Here is a 16683-nt window from a genome sequence, read left to right as displayed (position 1 = left end):
CCGAGGGCAGCGCAATGCGTAAACGGGACCGTGAGCTTAATGGTTGACTGGCCTCAGGAGGCCAGCCGCTCGCCAATCCAGCCGGCCAGTCCACTCAGGATGCGCGGCAGTTCGCTGGTGTCGTTGCCACCACCCTGAGCCATGTCAGGGCGACCACCGCCCTTGCCTTCGATCTGTCCGGCCACATGGGCAACGACGTCGCCGGCCTTGACGCGGCCCAAAGCCTTGCCATGCACGCCGGCCACCAACGACACGCGGCCGTCCACGGCACCGGCCAGCAGGATCACGCAATCGGCAAGTTGCTGCTTGAGCTGATCCACGCTGTCACGCAAGGCCTTCGCGTCCAGACCTTCGAGGCGAGCGGCAACGATCTTAATGCCATGGATGTCGTGGGCGGTGGAAGCCAGATCGGCCGTGGCCGAACCGGCGGCCTTGGAACGCAGCGACTCCAGTTCGCGTTCCAGTTTCTTCTGCTTGTCGAACAGTTGGCGCAGCTTCTCGACCGCGTCGTCGCCGTGGGCGGACAGCAGCTGCGAGAGTTCGCCCAGTCGACGTTCCTCATCGGCCACGTAGCCCAAGGCACCGGCCCCGCTCACCGCCTCGATACGGCGCACACCGGACGCGACGCCCGCTTCGCTCACGATCTTGAATAAGCCGATATCACCCGTGCGGCCGACATGCGTGCCACCACACAGTTCCGTGGAGAACTCACCCATCTTGAGCACGCGCACTTCGTCGCCGTACTTCTCGCCGAACAAGGCCATGGCGCCGAACTCGATCGCGGCGTCGTAGGCCATCTGGTGCACTTCGGCGGGTGCGTTGCGCCGTACTTCGGCATTCACCAGGGCTTCGATCTCACGCAACTCGTCCGTGCTGAGCGGCTTGAAGTGCGAGAAGTCGAAGCGCAAACGCTCCGGTGCCACCAGCGAGCCCTTCTGCGTGACGTGCTCGCCCAGCACCTTGCGCAAGGCGGCGTGCAGCAAATGGGTGGCCGAATGATTGAGCACGATGGCCTGACGGCGTGCCTGATCCACCGTTGCGTCGACGACGTCGCCGACGCGAAGTGGTCGCGTGCCATGCCAACGACCGGCGTGACCGAAGAACACGCCACCCATCTTGAGTGCATCGCCCACCTCGAAACGACCGGCGCCGTTCACCAGGCTGCCGATATCGCCCACCTGTCCACCGGATTCGGCGTAGAACGGCGTGCGGTCGAGGATGACTAGCCCTTCGTCGCCATCGCCCAGCTGATCAAGCTGTTTGCCTGCACGCACGATGCCGATGACCTTACCCTCAGCGGCTAGCGCTTCGTAGCCGAGGAACACCGTCGGTGCCAGCTGGCTGGCGAGTTCGGCCGGCATCTGGCCCTTGGCTTCGAAGCGGCCGCCCTCGCGGCTGCGTTCCTGTTGTTCCTTCATCGCCAGTTCGAAGCCGTCCATGTCCACCGACATGCCGCGTTCGCGCGCGATATCGGCGGTCAGGTCCACCGGGAAGCCATAGGTGTCGTAGAGACGGAACGCGTCGGCACCCGGGATCGTCTTCTCGGCCTTGGCTGCCACCGTGTCGAACAGGCGCATGCCGTTCTCCAGCGTCTCGCCAAAGCGCTTTTCTTCCGTGCGCAGCGCCTCTTCGACAAAGGACTGCTTGGCCGCGAGTTCCGGATAAGCCTCGCCCATCTCTTCGACCAGCGGCTGCACCATCTTCCAGAAGAAATCCCCGCGCACACCCAGCATCCAGCCGTGACGCAGCGCGCGACGGATGATGCGGCGAAGCACGTAGCCGCGGCCCTCATTGGACGGCAACACACCGTCGACGATAAGGAACGAGCAGGCGCGAATATGATCGGCGATCACGCGCAACGACTTGTTGGCCAGATCCGGCGTGCCGGTCAGTTTGGAAGCCACCTTGATCAGGTGTTCGAACAGATCGATCTCGTAGTTGGAGTGCACGTGCTGCAGTACAGCCGCGAGGCGCTCCAGGCCCATCCCCGTATCCACGCACGGCGCCGGCAGCGGCGACAGCGTGCCGTCGGGCGCGCGGTCGAACTGCATGAACACCAGATTCCAGATCTCGATATAACGGTCGCCGTCTTCATCCGGCGAACCCGGAGGGCCACCAGCGATATCAGCGCCGTGATCGTAGAAGATCTCGGTGCACGGGCCGCAGGGGCCGGTGTCGGCCATCTGCCAGAAATTGTCCGAAGCGAACGGTGCGCCCTTGTTATCGCCAATGCGCACGATGCGCTCGGCCGGCACGCCCATGCCCTTGTTCCACAGATCGTAGGCCTCGTCGTCGGTGTGATACACCGTGACCCAGAGCTTGTCCTTGGGCAGCTTGAAGACCTCGGTCAACAGCTCCCACGCGTAGGCGATGGCCTCGCGCTTGAAGTAGTCGCCGAACGACCAGTTGCCGAGCATCTCGAAAAACGTGTGGTGGCGCGCGGTGTAGCCCACCGCATCCAGATCGTTGTGCTTGCCGCCGGCACGCAGGCAGCGTTGCACATCGGCCGCGCGCGTATACGGCAACTTCTCGCTGCCCAGGAACACGTTCTTGAATTGCACCATGCCCGAGTTGGTGAACAACAGGGTCGGGTCGCTGGCCGGCACCAGCGAACTGGACGGCACGATGGTGTGGTCTTTCGAGCGGAAATAATCGAGGAAAGTCGAGCGGATTTCGGCGGTTTTCATGCGCTTGGGGAGGACCAGAAGGAGGGTTCAGCCAGGGCCGCACCGCCGCGGCCATCCCGCCATCATCCCAGGATGAAGGGTTTCAGGAATCTCCGTCGGCTGTGTCGTCCACGTCGGCGTGGGTAACACTCCGTACTGTGGCGGCGGGAAAGCCTCGACGCAAGAGGAATTGCGCTCTGCGGGCCCGTTCTTCGTGGTCGGAGGTCGCCGCTGCGCCATAACGCCGTCGCAGCTGGGCGGCCGCGACGGCGGTCCAGTCGACCTCGGCCGCGTCCAGCACCTCGCGGATGCGGGCATCGGCGAGCCCATGGCTCTTCAGCTCCGCCCGTACCCGCATGGGGCCGTAGCCCTGCCCCACCCGGCTGCGCACCAGCATTTCGGCGAAACGATCGTCGTCCTGGTAATGCTGCTCACCCAGGCGATCGAGTGCCGCGCCGGCCTCCTCGCCCTCGTAGCCGCCCTGGCGCAGCTTGAGTTTCAGCTCGCGGCGGGAGTGTTCCCTGCGTGCCAGCAAACCCAGCGCCTTGCTATAGGCGCTGGGTTTGGGTTTCTTGCTGTCTTCCCCGTCGGAGCGGCGTTTCATGGCACCAGGCGCCGCCGCCTCAGTAGACCTTGTAGACCTGACCGGTCTGCAGGCCTTCCACGCTGCGGCTGAACGCCAGCGCCGAACGGGCTGCCGTCACCGGCTCAAAGCCGCGGAAATACGGGGCGTAATCGCCCATCGCCTCGACCAGCACGTTCGGGCTGACCACGTTGATGCGCAAGCCGCGCGGCAGCTCGATGGCCACCGCCCGCACGAAGGCTTCCAGCGCACCGTTCACCAGGCTGGCCGAACTGCCCTGGGCGATCGGCTGCTCGGACAGGATGCCGGTAGTCAGGGTGATCGAGCCGCCATCGCGCAGATGGTCGCGCGCTGCCAGGGCCAGATTGACCTGGCCCATCAGCTTGTCGGTAATGCCCAGCGTGTGCTTGGACTCGCCGAACGGCGCCGCGGCGAAATCCGCCAGTGGCGCAAACGTCACCCGGCCAGCGGTGCTGATCACCGCATCCAGCTCGCCGACCTGGGCCAGGCCTTGTCGGATGCTGGCCACATCGGTGAGATCCATGCGCACGTCGCCGGACTGACGTCCGGCGGTGATGACTTCATGGCGCTGCTCCAGCTCGGTCGCTACGGCGCTGCCGAGGGTGCCGGAGGCGCCGATCAGCAGGATGCGCAGACGTCGCTCGGCCATGCTCAGGTCTCTTCCATCGCTTCTTCGGAGACCGGCGCGGGCTTGCCGCCGCTGGGGGCCAGCAGGCGTTTGCGTAGCTCGGCGTCGACCTCATTGGTGATGGCCGGGTTGTCACGCAGGAACTGGCGCACGTTCTCCTTGCCCTGGCCGATACGGTCGCCCTTGTAGCTGTACCAGGCGCCAGACTTGTCGATCAGATTCTGTGCCACGCCCAGCTCGATGATCTCGCCTTCGCGGGAGGTGCCCTCGCCGTACAGGATCTCGAATTCGGCCTGGCGGAACGGCGGCGCCACCTTGTTCTTGACCACCTTGACGCGGGTTTCGGAGCCAACCACCTCGTCGCCCTTCTTCACCGCGCCGATGCGGCGGATATCCAGGCGCACCGAGGCATAGAACTTCAGCGCGTTGCCGCCGGTGGTGGTTTCCGGGCTGCCGAACATCACGCCGATCTTCATACGGATCTGGTTGATGAAGATCACCAGGCAGCCGGACTTCTTGATATTGGCAGTGAGCTTGCGCAACGCCTGGCTCATCAGGCGGGCGTGCAGGCCGACGTGGGAGTCACCCATCTCGCCTTCGATTTCAGCCTTGGGCGTGAGCGCAGCGACCGAGTCGACCACCACCACGTCCACGGCGCCCGAGCGCACCAGCATGTCGGCGATTTCCAGGGCCTGCTCGCCGGTATCCGGCTGCGACACCAGCAGGTCGTCCACGTTGACGCCCAGCTTGGCGGCGTAGCTCGGGTCGAGCGCGTGCTCGGCGTCGACGAAGGCCGCCGTGCCGCCGTTCTTCTGACAGTTGGCGATGACCTGCAGGGTCAGCGTGGTCTTACCCGAGGATTCCGGGCCGTAGATTTCCACCACGCGGCCACGCGGCAGGCCGCCGATGCCGAGCGCGATGTCCAGGCCCAGCGAACCGGTGGACACTGTCTCGATGGCTTCGTCGACGCGATCACCCATGCGCATGACCGCGCCCTTGCCGAACTGCTTCTCGATCTGGCCGAGGGCGGAAGTGAGCGCGCGGCGCTTGTTGTCATCCATCGTCTTGAATCCTGGGGTGGCAGTGAATGAGGGCATGATGCCCGTGGCTAGTCTCACGGGCTGCGATCTGTGATTTCAAAGTATCCCACAACGGTCAAGCGGGTCAGGGCGGCCTTGGCGACTCAGTCCGTCAGTGCCTTGAGCACGCCGTTGAGCGCCGCGGCCACGGTCTGGCGGCGCACCGCCTCACGGTCACCAGCAAAGTGGAACAGCTTGGCGAAGGCGTAGCCGCCGCGGCGTTTCCAGCCGATCCATACCGTGCCGACCGGCTTCTCCGCCGTGCCGCCACTGGGGCCGGCAATGCCGGTAACCGCTACCGCCACGCCGGCGCCGAAGCGGGCCAGCGCGCCGGAGACCATTTCCAGTGCGGTTTCCTCGCTGACCGCCCCGGTGAGCTCCAACGTGCGCGGGTTGACCCCCAGCAAGGCCTCCTTGGCCCCGTAGCTATAGGTAACCACGCCGGTATCGAACCAGGCCGAGCTACCCGGCAGGTCGGTCAAGGCCTTGGCGATCCAGCCGCCGGTACACGACTCGGCCGTCACCAGCATCAGGCGCCGCAGCTGCACGCTCGCGGCCACCTGCTCGGCGAGGGCCAGCAGATCGGCATCGGTAGGAACGGACAACTCCATGAAGAAACTCCTGGCCAAGGCGGCCACAGTCAAGCCGCTCCTTCTACCCCCTTCCGCCAGTCAGGCCAAGGCCTTGACGAACGGCAGATCAGCCGCCCCAGATGGTCTGGGCATAGCGCAGGAAATTCGTACCGAGGATTTTTTCGATCCGCGCGCTGGAATAGCCCTTCGCCGCAAGCAACTGCGCCAGCTTCTGAAACTGCTGCGGCCCGCGCAGATCGACCACGAACGGATAGGTATCCGGCCGTTCGCCGGCCGCGCTGATGCCCGCCGCCTTCCGTTGGGCGATTTCCTTCGCCAGCGCCGCCTGGTAGGCGTTGAGATCGTCGATCTGCGTCACTGAACCATCGGTGCCGATGCCGACATGATCTTCGCCGCAGATATTCACTGCATGGTCGATGTGTGCCACCACATCCTCGGCATGGGCATGGCCGCTGGCGTTGAGGAACGGCATGAAGTAGATGCCGATGAAGCCGCCCCGCTCCGCCACCAGCCTTAGCTCGGCGTCGGTCTTGTTTCTCGGCAGATCGGTCACCGCACGGCAACCGGTGTGATTGATGGAGATCGGCGCGGTGGAAGCGCGCGCCGCATCCAGGCAGGTCTGCTCGCCACTATGCGAAAGATCGACCATGACGTGGCGCGCATTGAGCCGCACCACGACCTCGCGACCGAACGGCGTCAGTCCTCGGTTTTGCGCTGCCATCGAGCCATCACCCAGCTGGTTGGCCGGGTTATAGGTGAGCTGGAACACCCGCACGCCCAGGTCGGCAAAGATGTCGACGCGCTTGGCGTCGTTGCCCATCATGGCGCCGTTCTGGAAGCCGTAGATCAGCCCGACCTTTTTCTCGGCCTTGGCCCGACGGATATCGGCGGCGGACAGCACTTTCATCACGTCGCGATCGTGCTGGCGCACCAGGGCATCGGTGGCGGCGATGTCGCGGACGCTGGCCTCGAACGGGTCGTCCGGCCCGGACACGTAACCGAGCGTGATGTTGACCGCGGTGAGTCCGGATGCGTGCGCTTCCGCCAGCACGCGCGGCGTCAGCTTCGGCACCAGGCCATCGGATCCGCGGTTGGGGTCATCGAGGCCGCCCAATGCGTTGATGACGATGCCGCCGTCGGCCATTCCCGTACCCCGCGAAACTGCGCCACGCGCTTCCCAAGGCAGCATCGAAGCGGCTGCCGCGCACGTCACCCCGGTCAGAAACGTCCGCCGATCAATCGTCGTCATTGCCCATCTCTTCTTTGGTCACTGGTCGATAATCGGCACGCGGATACAGGTGCCCGCGCTTCACCGTCATGCGGATACTGCGGATGTTGTTGATGTCCTTCACCGGATCGGCCGACAACACCGCGAAATTGGCCAGCTTGCCCGCCTTGATCGAACCCATGTCCTGCGCCTGGCCCGCGGCCTCGGCGCCAACCAGGGTGGCCGAGCGGATCACCTGCAGCGACGGCATGCCCACGTCGTGCGCCAGGAAGAAGATCTCGTCGAACACGGCCGGCCAAGAGTCCTTGACGCCACCGTCGCTGTCGGTGCCCGTCGAGATCGGCACGCCTGCCTGCCAGGCCTGCCGGACCAGCCGAATCGTGGTTGGCCCGGTGCAACGCAACGGATGCCTTTCGGGGTGTGCCTTGCGCTCGGCGTCATAGCGCACGAACAGGCTGCCAGTCGCATCCAGAATCGTGCCGCGCTTGAGCATGTCGCGATAGAGGCCAGCCATGACCGGATCGTCGCCGTTCGGCGCCAGCAGCGTGTCGTGAAACGGCGTGTGGTCCTCGTAGGACTTCAGCATCACCGGCTCCAGCTGATAGGCCAGATAGCAGGCATGGCTGACCACATCAACGCCGGCCGCGATGACATCGGCTGGGCGCGTGGGGAACACGGCGCTGTGCGCCCACACCATCAAATGCTGCTTGTGCGCTTCGCTGGTAATCGCCGACACCAGATCCGCAGGCAGGTCGGCATATACCTTGATGGCGGTAGCCGAGGTGCCGCGCGCTAGCGTGACCGCCTCGCGCAAATCGGTCTTCTCGTCAATGGCCTGCATCCACGGGCTCTTGCCCGGCTGCACGCCGAAGCTCGCCGCGCCCACACGCGAATCGGCGAAGAACTCAGGCCCTGCCATCACCGCGGCGTAATAGATATCGGGTGCGGGAATCTCGCCTGTGCGAGCCTCACGAGCCAGCTCGCCAACCGAACGCAGATCGTCCGCCATATCGCGCACGGCGGTGACGCCGGCATAGAGGTTGCGTCGCAAGACGGCCTGGGCACGCTTTGCGTTCGGGGGCGTGGCCATATGCACATGGCTGTCGATCAGCCCAGGGATAACGTAATTGCCGTGCAGATCGACCGTATGGACCCCGGCCTTTTGCGATTCAGCCAGCGAACCGTGCGGACCCACCGCCACAATTCGTTCGCCACGCACCAGGATGTCCTGGTTGGGACGTGGCGCCGCGCCCGTACCGTCGATAACGGTTGCGCCAGCGTAGAGCGTGAGGGCTTCGGCAGCCGATGGTTTGGGCGCCTCTTTCCCTGCGGAAAAGGCGACGGGAGCCGAGAGCGCAAAAACCAGCGCTACCGCCAGAAGGGAGGCAGATCGAGAGAGGGTCAACATGGTGAACGATCCTACAGGTCGGATTCTGGGCGTCACAACCGTGCCAGAGGTCAAGGGAGGGGGCACCACGAACCCGCAAATCCGTGCGCCAGCGCGCCCACTGGCCCGCCGGAATACATGGTTGAGCAATTCGGTTATCTTGGCGGGCATTTTTTGAAAAACACAAACCGCCCTCCCGCCACGGCCAACGCCATCGTCAGGCCCGACAGAACAGCAAGTTATGGTCGCCCAGGATTTCGAAAGCCACACTCCCTTCATGCGCCAGTACCTGGCCGCCAAGGCGGCGCACCCGGATGTGCTGCTGTTTTTCCGCATGGGCGATTTTTACGAGCTGTTCTATGACGACGCGCGCAAGGCCGCGCGGCTGCTGGACATCACGCTGACCCAGCGCGGCCAGTCAGCGGGCCAGCCGATACCGATGGCGGGCGTGCCGTATCACGCGGCCGAGAACTATCTGGCCAGGCTGGTGCGCCTGGGCGAGTCCGTCGCCATCTGCGAGCAGATCGGCGATCCCGCCACCTCGAAGGGTCCGGTAGAACGCAAGGTGGTGCGCATCGTCACGCCGGGCACCGTGACCGATGCCGCCTTGCTGGAGGAGCGCCGCGACAACCTGTTGATGGCCATCGCCGCGGGTGCCCATGGCGCTTATGGACTGGCCTGGGTCGATTTGAGCAGCGGCCGTTTCCTGCTCAGCGAAGTGCCAAGCGCCGAAGCGTTGGCTGCCGAACTTGCACGCCTGCAACCGGCAGAAACCTTGGTAGGCGAAGACGTGGCCTGGCCCAAGTTCGTCAGCAGCCTCCCCGGCCTGCGTAAGCGCCAGCCGTGGCATTTCGACGTCGACGCCGCAGGCCGCGAACTCAACCGCTTCTTCGGCACGCGCGACCTCGGCGGCTTCGGTGTGGACCGCCTGCCGCTAGCAGTCGCTGCAGCGGGCTGTCTGCTCGGCTATGTCGAGGAAACCCAGAAGAGCGCACTACCGCATCTGTCCGGCATGGCCGTGGAAAGCGCGGGCGACACCATTGCGCTCGATGCCGCCACCCGTCGCAATCTCGAACTCGACACCCATCCCAGCGGCCGCACCGAACACACCATGCTCGGCATCCTGGACGAAACGGTGACGCCGATGGGTGCGCGCCTGCTGCGCCGCTGGCTCAACCGGCCGCTGCGCTCGCGCGACTTGCTGCGCAGTCGCCATCAAGCCATCGGCACGCTGATCGACAGTCGTCAATTCGAAACCTTGCGCGAGCAGCTGCGTGGCATTGGCGACCTGGAGCGTATCCTCGCCCGCGTCGCCTTGCGCTCGGCGCGCCCGCGCGACCTGTCCACCCTACGCGACGGCTTGGCCGCGGCCCCGTCGCTGCGCGCCATCATCGCGTCGCTGGACAGCCCCTTGTTGCATGCGCTGGTCGCACGCATTGGTGATCACGCGGATACCGCCGCCGTGCTCGCCCAGGCGGTGGTCGCCCAACCGCCGGTGCTCCAGCGCGATGGTGGCGTGATCGCCGACGACTACGATGCTGAGCTGGATGAGCTGCGCCGCCTCGCCACCCACGCCGACCAGTACCTGGTCGAACTGGAAGAACGCGAGAAAGCGGCCAGCGGCATTGCCACCCTCAAGGTGGGCTACAACCGCGTGCATGGTTACTACATCGAAATCAGCAAGGGTCAGTCGGACAAGGCGCCCACGCATTACACGCGCCGCCAGACCACCAAGAACGCCGAACGCTACATCACCGAAGAACTGAAGACGTTCGAGGACAAGGTGCTCTCAGCCAAGGAGCGCTCATTGATGCGCGAGCGCGCCTTGTACGAGGCGCTGCTCGATACGTTGATTGCCCAGCTCGAACCGCTGAAGAGTGCAGCATCGGCGATGGCCGAGCTGGACGTCATCGCCACCTTGACCGAGCGCGCCACGACCCTGGACTGGAGCGCACCCGAACTGTCCGACGAACCGGGTATCACGATCGAACGCGGTCGCCATCCGGTGGTGGAAAAAGTGCGCGAGGAACCGTTCGAGCCGAACGATCTCGTGCTCGACGACGGCCGCCGCATGCTGGTCATCACCGGCCCGAACATGGGTGGTAAGTCCACCTATATGCGCCAGAACGCGTTAATCGTGTTACTCGCGCATATCGGCAGCTACGTGCCGGCGTCACGCGCAGTTATCGGCCCGATCGATCGCGTGTTCACCCGCATTGGCGCGGGCGATGATCTTTCGCGCGGTCAATCCACCTTCATGGTGGAGATGAGCGAGACGGCCAACATCCTGCACAATGCCACCGAACACAGCCTGGTATTGATGGACGAAGTGGGCCGCGGCACCAGCACCTATGACGGCCTGGCGCTGGCGCGCGCTGCCGCCGTGCATCTGGCCGCCAGCAGTCGTTCCTACACCTTGTTTGCCACGCACTATTTCGAGCTGACGGAACTGGCCAACGAATACCAGACCATCGCCAACGTGCACCTGGACGCCGTTGAATACGGTGAGCAGCTGGTCTTCATGCATGCGGTCAAGGAAGGACCGGCCAACCGCAGCTTCGGCCTCCAGGTGGCCGCGCTGGCTGGTCTGCCCAAGTCGGTGATCGCCGATGCCCGCCGCACCCTGGCCGAGCTCGAGCGCGGCATGTATCAGCACGCGTCTTCCGTGACGACCAAGGTTTCTGCGCAGGAGTCCCCACAGCTTGGCCTGTTTGCTGCGCAACCTTCCGTCGTCGAACGCGCACTCGAAGGCATCGATCCGGACACGATGTCGCCGCGCGAAGCGCTGGAAGCGCTGTACCGGCTCAAGTCGCTCGCCTGACCAACGGGAACGGCGCGCGTCCCTACCCAACGTAGGAAAGCATGGCCGTCAGTGCGGATACTCCGATTTCCTGGCGTTGCCGATCGCTTCGAGCACCGGCCGCGAAAGTTTGTCCAGGTCGAGAATGACCTTGCCGGAATGCACCGCCCGCACCGCCGCGCGGGGGATCACGAAGTCACCGCCATTCTCGATGTAGACGACCAGCGTTGATTCGTCGGCCATCACCTTGCGCACGGAACCAATGCCGTCTTCGCCATCGGCGACGAATACCAAAGCCCCTTCCTCAATCGTCTCGGCCATGGCCACTCTCCACCCGTTCGTATCAGAACCCTGATCGTCGACAAGTGGCCGTTGCGCCGATGTGAAACCCGCCCTGCGTGCCGGAAAAATCACCCGTCGCCAGCTTGGACGTTTCAGCAAGGTCAATTAAGCAACCGCGCGCTTCACTACACGCTCAGGCGGCGAGGTTGGAGACCTTCTCGGGCGCAGACTCCAACGTCGCGTTGGCGAGCAACGCCGGGATCGTCTCTGCGGACACGGACAGCGGCACGACGACACCAGGCTGGCGTGCCGACAGGCGTCCAAATCCAACCAGTCTGTCGATACTGCGCGCCACGTCGGCCTGTCCGAACGGCTTGCTGATGAAGTCGTCAGCGCCGAAGCGCTGAACGTAGAACTGTTCGGTCGCCTGCTGATTGCCGCTGATCATCACGATCGGCACGTGTTGCGTGAGCGGGTCATGGCGTAGCGCACGCAGCACCGCGAAGCCGTTCATACCCGGCAGCACGATATCGAGAAAGATCAGGTCAGGCGGCTCGCTGCGCGCCATCTCCAGGGCCCGCTCGCCATCGGCGGCTCGCGTCACGGCATAGCCCTCGACTTCGAGCATGCGCCCCAACACGGCCCGGATCGTGGCCGAATCATCAACGACCAGCACGCGTGCGCCCTGTTCGGCCTTACGCCATACCCCCGGCGCCCGCCCCTCCGCCGCACCACCGAGCAGCCGCTTCAAGAATGCCAAGCCCGTCATCGCCTTCCCCTTCCACATCACGTCGATCCGAAACCGCACCTTTGTGCGGCTTCTCGCCGGTGTTGATGCTCCCGCAGATTCGCGCCAGATTCTGCGATGGGTGACTCACATGGAATCCTTAAGCCGTCGCAATTCTCGACGTTCCTGCTTATCCGGCCGGCCCGGAGGCGCCATCGTACCGACTAGCTTACGCTGAGCCTTCGCCGCCTCGCGTGCTGCCACGCTGGCCTCGCTCTCACGATAGAGGGCCTGCGCGACACTGGCCTGCCCCCGTTTTTCCGACAACACCAGCACTTCGACCTCCAGACGCTCCACGCCTCGGCCGATGCGGAGCACATCGCCGACATGCACGGTCTTGGCCGGCTTGCAGCCGCTGCCGTTGAGGTCGATCTTGCCGCCGTCGATGGCTTGCTTGGCCAAGCTACGTGTCTTGAAGAAGCGGGCGGCCCATAGCCATACGTCGGCGCGCACCGGCCCCATGGTTTGCGATTGAGCTGATGACATGGGCTTATTGTCGCCGATGGGGAGGCCGCCCGCAGCCACCCGGCGCGTTCAAGCGGCAGGCGCTGAAGGAACACCACGGCCGTAGCTCAGCGCAACGCGTCCAGAGCGCGCCCCGAATCAGCCGCCGAGCAACAGATTGCCCAACGGAACGGTGACCAGCGACAAAACGATGCCCGCGCCAAGTATGGTGTTGGCCAAGCTAGGCTCCAGCTTGTACTCATCGGCCAGGATCGCCGCCGAGATCATCGGCGCCATACCCGCCTGCAGCACGCCCACAGTCAGGGTAAGCCCGCCGACGCCAGCGGCCGTACCCAACAGCCAGCAGGCCAGCGGCGCGAGCAGCAACTTCCAGCCAAGGCCGAGCGTCAGCGCGGAAAGCTGACGCTCACCGAGATGAAACTTGAATTGCATGCCCACCGAGAACAGCGCCAGCGGCGTCAGGGTCGCACCGATGGGCGTGAATACGCTGTCCAACATGGCCGGCCAACCACCCAGCGCGCCTACGATCACGCTCAGGATCAGCGCCAGGAACGAGGGAAAGGTAAGGATGCGCCGGGCGATCACCATCGGCTGCGGTACTTTTCCCGCATACAGCGATGCGACGGCCACACCAGCCGAGGCCAGCAACGGGAAACAACCCAGCTGGTCGGCAACCACGGCCAGCGCCAACCCTTCCTTCCCATGCAGGGCCTGCATCATGGGGTAACCCATGAACGACGTATTGCCCAGGCCACAGACCAGGGTCAGCGCGCCAATGCGTTCGCGCGACCAGCCCAGCCACCGGCCCAGCGTGGCGAACAACAGCCAGCCGCCGAAGAACACCACCCACATGGCCGCCACGGGAAACCACAGCTGCGCATCGATCCTGAGCTTCGGCACCAGCTCCAGTACCAGGGCTGGCAGCGCGATATTGATCACCCACCAATTGATGCCGTGAACGGTGCCGGCAGGCGGTTTCGCGTAGCGCGCCACCAGCGCGCCAAGCAACAGGCAGACGAACAGCAACAGCAAGGTGCCCATGCACATCCCTTCGAGCGGAAGGAACGCAGTATAGCGAGCACCTACAGGAGTCTTTTGGCGCGACCGGGCGGGGGTTGTCGCCGAGCGACGGGCCCGTCATTCCGGCATGCGCCCCGCCATGACTCTCTGCGGTCGCCGGAGTGACGGGCAACGCTCAGCCGACGATCAGGCGATTGAGCCGCTGCACGAAAGACGCCGGATCGGGTAGCTGAGCGCCAGCGGAGATTTCCGCCTGGTCCAGCAACAGGTTGGCCAGGTCGGCGGACTTGGCCGGGTCGCTTTCGGCTTCCACACGCTTGAGCAGCGGATGCTGAGGGTTGATCTCCAAGGTCGGCTTGTTCTCAGGCACGTCGTGGCCGGCCTCGCGCAACAAACGCGCGAGATGCGGCGCCATCTCGTGGTCGGACAGCGCCAGGCATGACGGAGAGTCCGTGAGGCGAGCGGATACACGCACTTCGCTCACACGATCGCCCAGCAACTCCTTGAGCTTCTTCAGTACCGGCTCGGCAGCCTTGCTGGCTTCTTCCTGCTGCTTCTTGTCGGCCTCGTCCAGCGGCAGCTCGCCCTTGGCGACGTTCTTCAGCTTCTTGCCGGCGTACTCGTTGAGGCTGCCCAGCATCCACTCGTCGATGCGATCGAACATCAACAGTACTTCGACGCCCTTGGCCTTGAACGCCTCCAGCTGCGGGCTGCCGAGCGCCGCCGTGTAGCTGTCCGCCGTGATGTACCAGATGGTCTCCTGGCCCACCGCCATGCGCAGGATGTAGTCGTCCAGGGCGACGGTCTGTGCGGCGCCCTCGCCCTTGGTCGAGGCAAAACGCAGCAGTTTGGCGATGCGCTCGCGGTTCGCCTGATCTTCGGCGATGCCTTCCTTGAGCGTGTTGCCGAAGGCCTTGTAGAAGGTGGCGAACTTTTCGGGCTCGTCGCGCGCCAGCTTCTCCAGCAGGTCCAGCACGCGCTTGACGCAGGCCGCGCGGATGCGCTCCAGCTGGCGGTTGTGCTGGAGGATCTCGCGGCTGACATTGAGCGGCAAATCATCCGCATCGACCACACCGCGCACGAAGCGCAGATAGTTCGGCAGCAGCTCCTCGGCCGCATCCATGATAAAGACGCGCTTGATGTAGAGCTTGAGTCCCTTGCGCTCGTCACGCCCGCCCATCATCAGGTCGAACGGCGGCTGCTCGGGGATATACAGCAAGGTAGTGAAGCTCTGGCTGCCCTCGACGCGGTTATGCGTCCAGGCCAGCGCGTCGTTGAAATCGTGGCCCAACGACTTGTAGAAGCTCTGGTAGTCCTCGTCGGAGATCTCGTTGCGCGGCTTCGCCCACAGGGCTGACGCATCGTTGACGGTTTCCCAATCCTCGCCCGGCTTGCCGTCCTGTTCTTTGGGCATGCGGATCGGGAAGGCGACATGGTCGGAGTACTTGCGGATCAGCGAGCGCAGTTCCCAGCTCTTGAGGAACTCGTCCTCATCGGCCTTCAGGTGCAGGATCACGGCGGTGCCGCGCTCGGCCAGCTCGACCTGCGCCAACTGGTATTCACCCTTGCCGTCGCTCTCCCACTTCACACCTTCCCCAGCCGGCTGGTCGGCGCGACGGCTGAGCACCGTCACGCGATCGGCCACCACGAAGGAGGAGTAGAAACCGACGCCGAACTGGCCGATCAGGCGCGCGTCGGTCTTCTGGTCCGCGCTCATCGCTTCCAGGAAGCGGCGCGTACCGGAGCTGGCGATGGTGCCGATATTGGCCACCACTTCGTCGCGGCTCATGCCGACGCCGTTGTCGCGCACCGTGATCGTACGCGCCTGCGGATCCCAGCTGACGTCGATATGCAGCTCGCCATCGCCCGTGAGCAGCTCTGGATTGGCGATGGATTCGAAGCGCAGCTTGTCGCAGGCGTCCGAGGCGTTGGAGATCAGCTCGCGCAGGAAGATTTCCTTGTGCGAGTACAGCGAGTGCGTCACCAGGTGCAGCACCTGGGCCACTTCGGCTTCGAACTTGCGGGTTTCGGGCGCGGTAGTCGTCATGCGGAAAGACTCGTGAAGAAATCAAATAGGGTTGGGTTTGGCATCTACGAAGGGGCCGGCAAGGCGGCCCCTTACATACCCTCTCCCAGGTCGGGAGAGGGTGAATGCTCAGGCGTTCGAAGAGGCTTTCTGCAGCGCAGCGATGCGCTCTTCCAGCGGCGGATGGCTCATGAAAGCCCGCTTGAGGCCCGTGGCCAGGTGCCCGGAAATGCCGAACGCGGCAATGGTCTGCGGCAACGTGCTCTCGCCGTGCTGCACCTGCAGTCGCTGCAAGGCGGAAATCATCGCGCCACGGCCGGCCAGCTTGGCGCCCGCGGCGTCGGCACGGAACTCGCGCCAGCGCGAGAAAGCCATCACGATCATCGAGGCAAACAGGCCGAACACGAGCTGCAGCACCATCACGGTAACGAAATAACCAATACCGCCGCCGTCGCGGCTGTCGCGACCGCCGGACAACCAGCTGTCGATCAGACGGCCGACCACGCGCGCGGCCACGATCACCAGCGTATTCACCACGCCCTGGATCAAGGTCAGCGTGACCATGTCGCCGTTGGCAACGTGGCCAATCTCATGGCCTAGCACGGCCGCCACCTGCTCGCGGTCCATCTGCTGCAGCAAGCCGGTACTTACCGCCACCAGCGAGCTGTTCTTGTTCATGCCCGTGGCGAACGCGTTCATTTCCGGCGCGTCGTAAATGGCCACCTCCGGCATGCCGATGCCGGCGTGCTGCGCATGGCGGCGCACGGTATCCAGCAGCCAGCGTTCGGTCTCGTTCTGCGGCTGCTCGATTACCCGGGCGCCGGTGGACATCTTCGCCATCCACTTGGACATGGCCAGCGAGATGAAGGCACCGCCCATGCCAAACACGGCGGCAAAGATCAGCAACCCGCCCATGCCACCGTAACCACGGGAAGCAGCCCACGTATCGACGCCAAACAAATGGCAGACGATGCTGAGCAGGAACAGGACGGCGATATTGGTAAGCAGGAACAATGCGATGCGACGCATGGCTGTCTCTCGGGCAGTCATGAAAGGGAGTGCGGCTACGGGCCGCCTATCAAGATTCGGGGCTACAGCGCTCGGTTTCAAGGGCTTTT

General features: G+C 64.5%; 14 protein-coding genes. 1 reads left to right on the top strand and 13 read right to left on the bottom strand.

Annotated features, from left to right (window positions below; translation table 11 throughout):
- Positions 1-53: 53 nt before the first annotated feature.
- From alaS to ACT01B_RS06935, 7 genes are all read right to left on the bottom strand, one after another.
- A complete protein-coding gene (gene alaS / locus ACT01B_RS06965) occupies positions 54-2687 on the bottom strand; it encodes an alanine--tRNA ligase (protein WP_445146647.1) in 2634 nt (877 codons plus the stop codon).
- Positions 2688-2769: 82 nt separating this feature from the next.
- Positions 2770-3270, bottom strand: a complete 501-nt coding sequence (locus tag ACT01B_RS06960) for a regulatory protein RecX (RefSeq protein WP_445146646.1) — start codon at positions 3268-3270, stop codon at positions 2770-2772.
- Between the two features lie 19 nt (positions 3271-3289).
- Positions 3290-3904, bottom strand: a complete 615-nt coding sequence (locus ACT01B_RS06955) for a short chain dehydrogenase (protein WP_445147441.1) — start codon at positions 3902-3904, stop codon at positions 3290-3292.
- Positions 3905-3921: 17 nt separating this feature from the next.
- Positions 3922-4959, bottom strand: a complete 1038-nt coding sequence (recA, locus tag ACT01B_RS06950; RefSeq protein WP_445146645.1) for a recombinase RecA — start codon at positions 4957-4959, stop codon at positions 3922-3924.
- 122 nt (positions 4960-5081) lie between these two features.
- Complete coding sequence (locus ACT01B_RS06945) at positions 5082-5588, bottom strand: CinA family protein (protein ID WP_445146644.1); 507 nt, start codon at positions 5586-5588, stop codon at positions 5082-5084.
- A gap of 88 nt (positions 5589-5676) precedes the next feature.
- Complete coding sequence (locus ACT01B_RS06940) at positions 5677-6819, bottom strand: dipeptidase (RefSeq protein ID WP_445146643.1); 1143 nt, start codon at positions 6817-6819, stop codon at positions 5677-5679.
- Complete coding sequence (locus tag ACT01B_RS06935) at positions 6806-8206, bottom strand: amidohydrolase family protein (RefSeq protein WP_445146642.1); 1401 nt, start codon at positions 8204-8206, stop codon at positions 6806-6808. Before ACT01B_RS06935 ends, ACT01B_RS06940 begins: the two co-directional genes overlap by 14 nt.
- A 220-nt stretch (positions 8207-8426) precedes the next feature.
- Here ACT01B_RS06935 and mutS point away from each other — a divergent pair, with 220 nt between their 5' ends.
- A complete protein-coding gene (mutS, locus tag ACT01B_RS06930; RefSeq protein ID WP_445146641.1) occupies positions 8427-11006 on the top strand; it encodes a DNA mismatch repair protein MutS in 2580 nt (859 codons plus the stop codon).
- Between the two features lie 48 nt (positions 11007-11054).
- On the opposite strand, the gene ACT01B_RS06925 is transcribed toward mutS, so the two are convergent.
- The 6 genes from ACT01B_RS06925 to htpX form a co-directional block, all read right to left on the bottom strand.
- The gene (locus tag ACT01B_RS06925; protein WP_445146640.1) at positions 11055-11306 is read right to left on the bottom strand and encodes a hypothetical protein; all 252 of its coding nucleotides are present in this window, start codon (positions 11304-11306) and stop codon (positions 11055-11057) included.
- A 154-nt stretch (positions 11307-11460) separates the two neighbouring features.
- A complete protein-coding gene (locus ACT01B_RS06920; protein ID WP_445146639.1) occupies positions 11461-12036 on the bottom strand; it encodes a response regulator in 576 nt (191 codons plus the stop codon).
- Between the two features lie 105 nt (positions 12037-12141).
- Positions 12142-12540, bottom strand: a complete 399-nt coding sequence (locus tag ACT01B_RS06915) for an RNA-binding S4 domain-containing protein (protein ID WP_445146638.1) — start codon at positions 12538-12540, stop codon at positions 12142-12144.
- Positions 12541-12657: 117 nt separating this feature from the next.
- Positions 12658-13560 carry an AEC family transporter gene (locus ACT01B_RS06910; RefSeq protein ID WP_445146637.1) on the bottom strand — a complete coding sequence of 301 codons (903 nt, stop codon included), beginning with the start codon at positions 13558-13560 and terminating at the stop codon, positions 12658-12660.
- 154 nt (positions 13561-13714) lie between these two features.
- Positions 13715-15586 carry a molecular chaperone HtpG gene (gene htpG / locus ACT01B_RS06905; RefSeq protein ID WP_445146636.1) on the bottom strand — a complete coding sequence of 624 codons (1872 nt, stop codon included), beginning with the start codon at positions 15584-15586 and terminating at the stop codon, positions 13715-13717.
- 108 nt (positions 15587-15694) lie between these two features.
- Complete coding sequence (htpX, locus tag ACT01B_RS06900) at positions 15695-16594, bottom strand: protease HtpX (RefSeq protein WP_445146635.1); 900 nt, start codon at positions 16592-16594, stop codon at positions 15695-15697.
- Positions 16595-16683 lie beyond the last annotated feature (89 nt).

Source organism: Dyella sp. Tek66A03 (assembly GCF_052567735.1).
Note: the sequence above shows the minus strand (reverse complement) of the source record. Positions and strands in the feature narration are given on the sequence as shown.

Excerpts from the sequence above, each read along its gene's own strand:
- alaS (WP_445146647.1), bottom strand. The coding sequence starts at position 2,687 with ATGAAAACCGCCGAAATCCGCTCGACTTTCCTCGATTATTTCCGCTCG.
- ACT01B_RS06960 (WP_445146646.1), bottom strand. The coding sequence starts at position 3,270 with ATGAAACGCCGCTCCGACGGGGAAGACAGCAAGAAACCCAAACCCAGC.
- recA (WP_445146645.1), bottom strand. The coding sequence starts at position 4,959 with ATGGATGACAACAAGCGCCGCGCGCTCACTTCCGCCCTCGGCCAGATC.
- ACT01B_RS06945 (WP_445146644.1), bottom strand. The coding sequence starts at position 5,588 with ATGGAGTTGTCCGTTCCTACCGATGCCGATCTGCTGGCCCTCGCCGAG.
- ACT01B_RS06940 (WP_445146643.1), bottom strand. The coding sequence starts at position 6,819 with ATGACGACGATTGATCGGCGGACGTTTCTGACCGGGGTGACGTGCGCG.
- ACT01B_RS06935 (WP_445146642.1), bottom strand. The coding sequence starts at position 8,206 with ATGTTGACCCTCTCTCGATCTGCCTCCCTTCTGGCGGTAGCGCTGGTT.
- mutS (WP_445146641.1), top strand. The coding sequence starts at position 8,427 with ATGGTCGCCCAGGATTTCGAAAGCCACACTCCCTTCATGCGCCAGTAC.
- ACT01B_RS06925 (WP_445146640.1), bottom strand. The coding sequence starts at position 11,306 with ATGGCCGAGACGATTGAGGAAGGGGCTTTGGTATTCGTCGCCGATGGC.
- ACT01B_RS06920 (WP_445146639.1), bottom strand. The coding sequence starts at position 12,036 with ATGACGGGCTTGGCATTCTTGAAGCGGCTGCTCGGTGGTGCGGCGGAG.
- ACT01B_RS06915 (WP_445146638.1), bottom strand. The coding sequence starts at position 12,540 with ATGTCATCAGCTCAATCGCAAACCATGGGGCCGGTGCGCGCCGACGTA.
- ACT01B_RS06910 (WP_445146637.1), bottom strand. The coding sequence starts at position 13,560 with ATGGGCACCTTGCTGTTGCTGTTCGTCTGCCTGTTGCTTGGCGCGCTG.
- htpG (WP_445146636.1), bottom strand. The coding sequence starts at position 15,586 with ATGACGACTACCGCGCCCGAAACCCGCAAGTTCGAAGCCGAAGTGGCC.
- htpX (WP_445146635.1), bottom strand. The coding sequence starts at position 16,594 with ATGCGTCGCATCGCATTGTTCCTGCTTACCAATATCGCCGTCCTGTTC.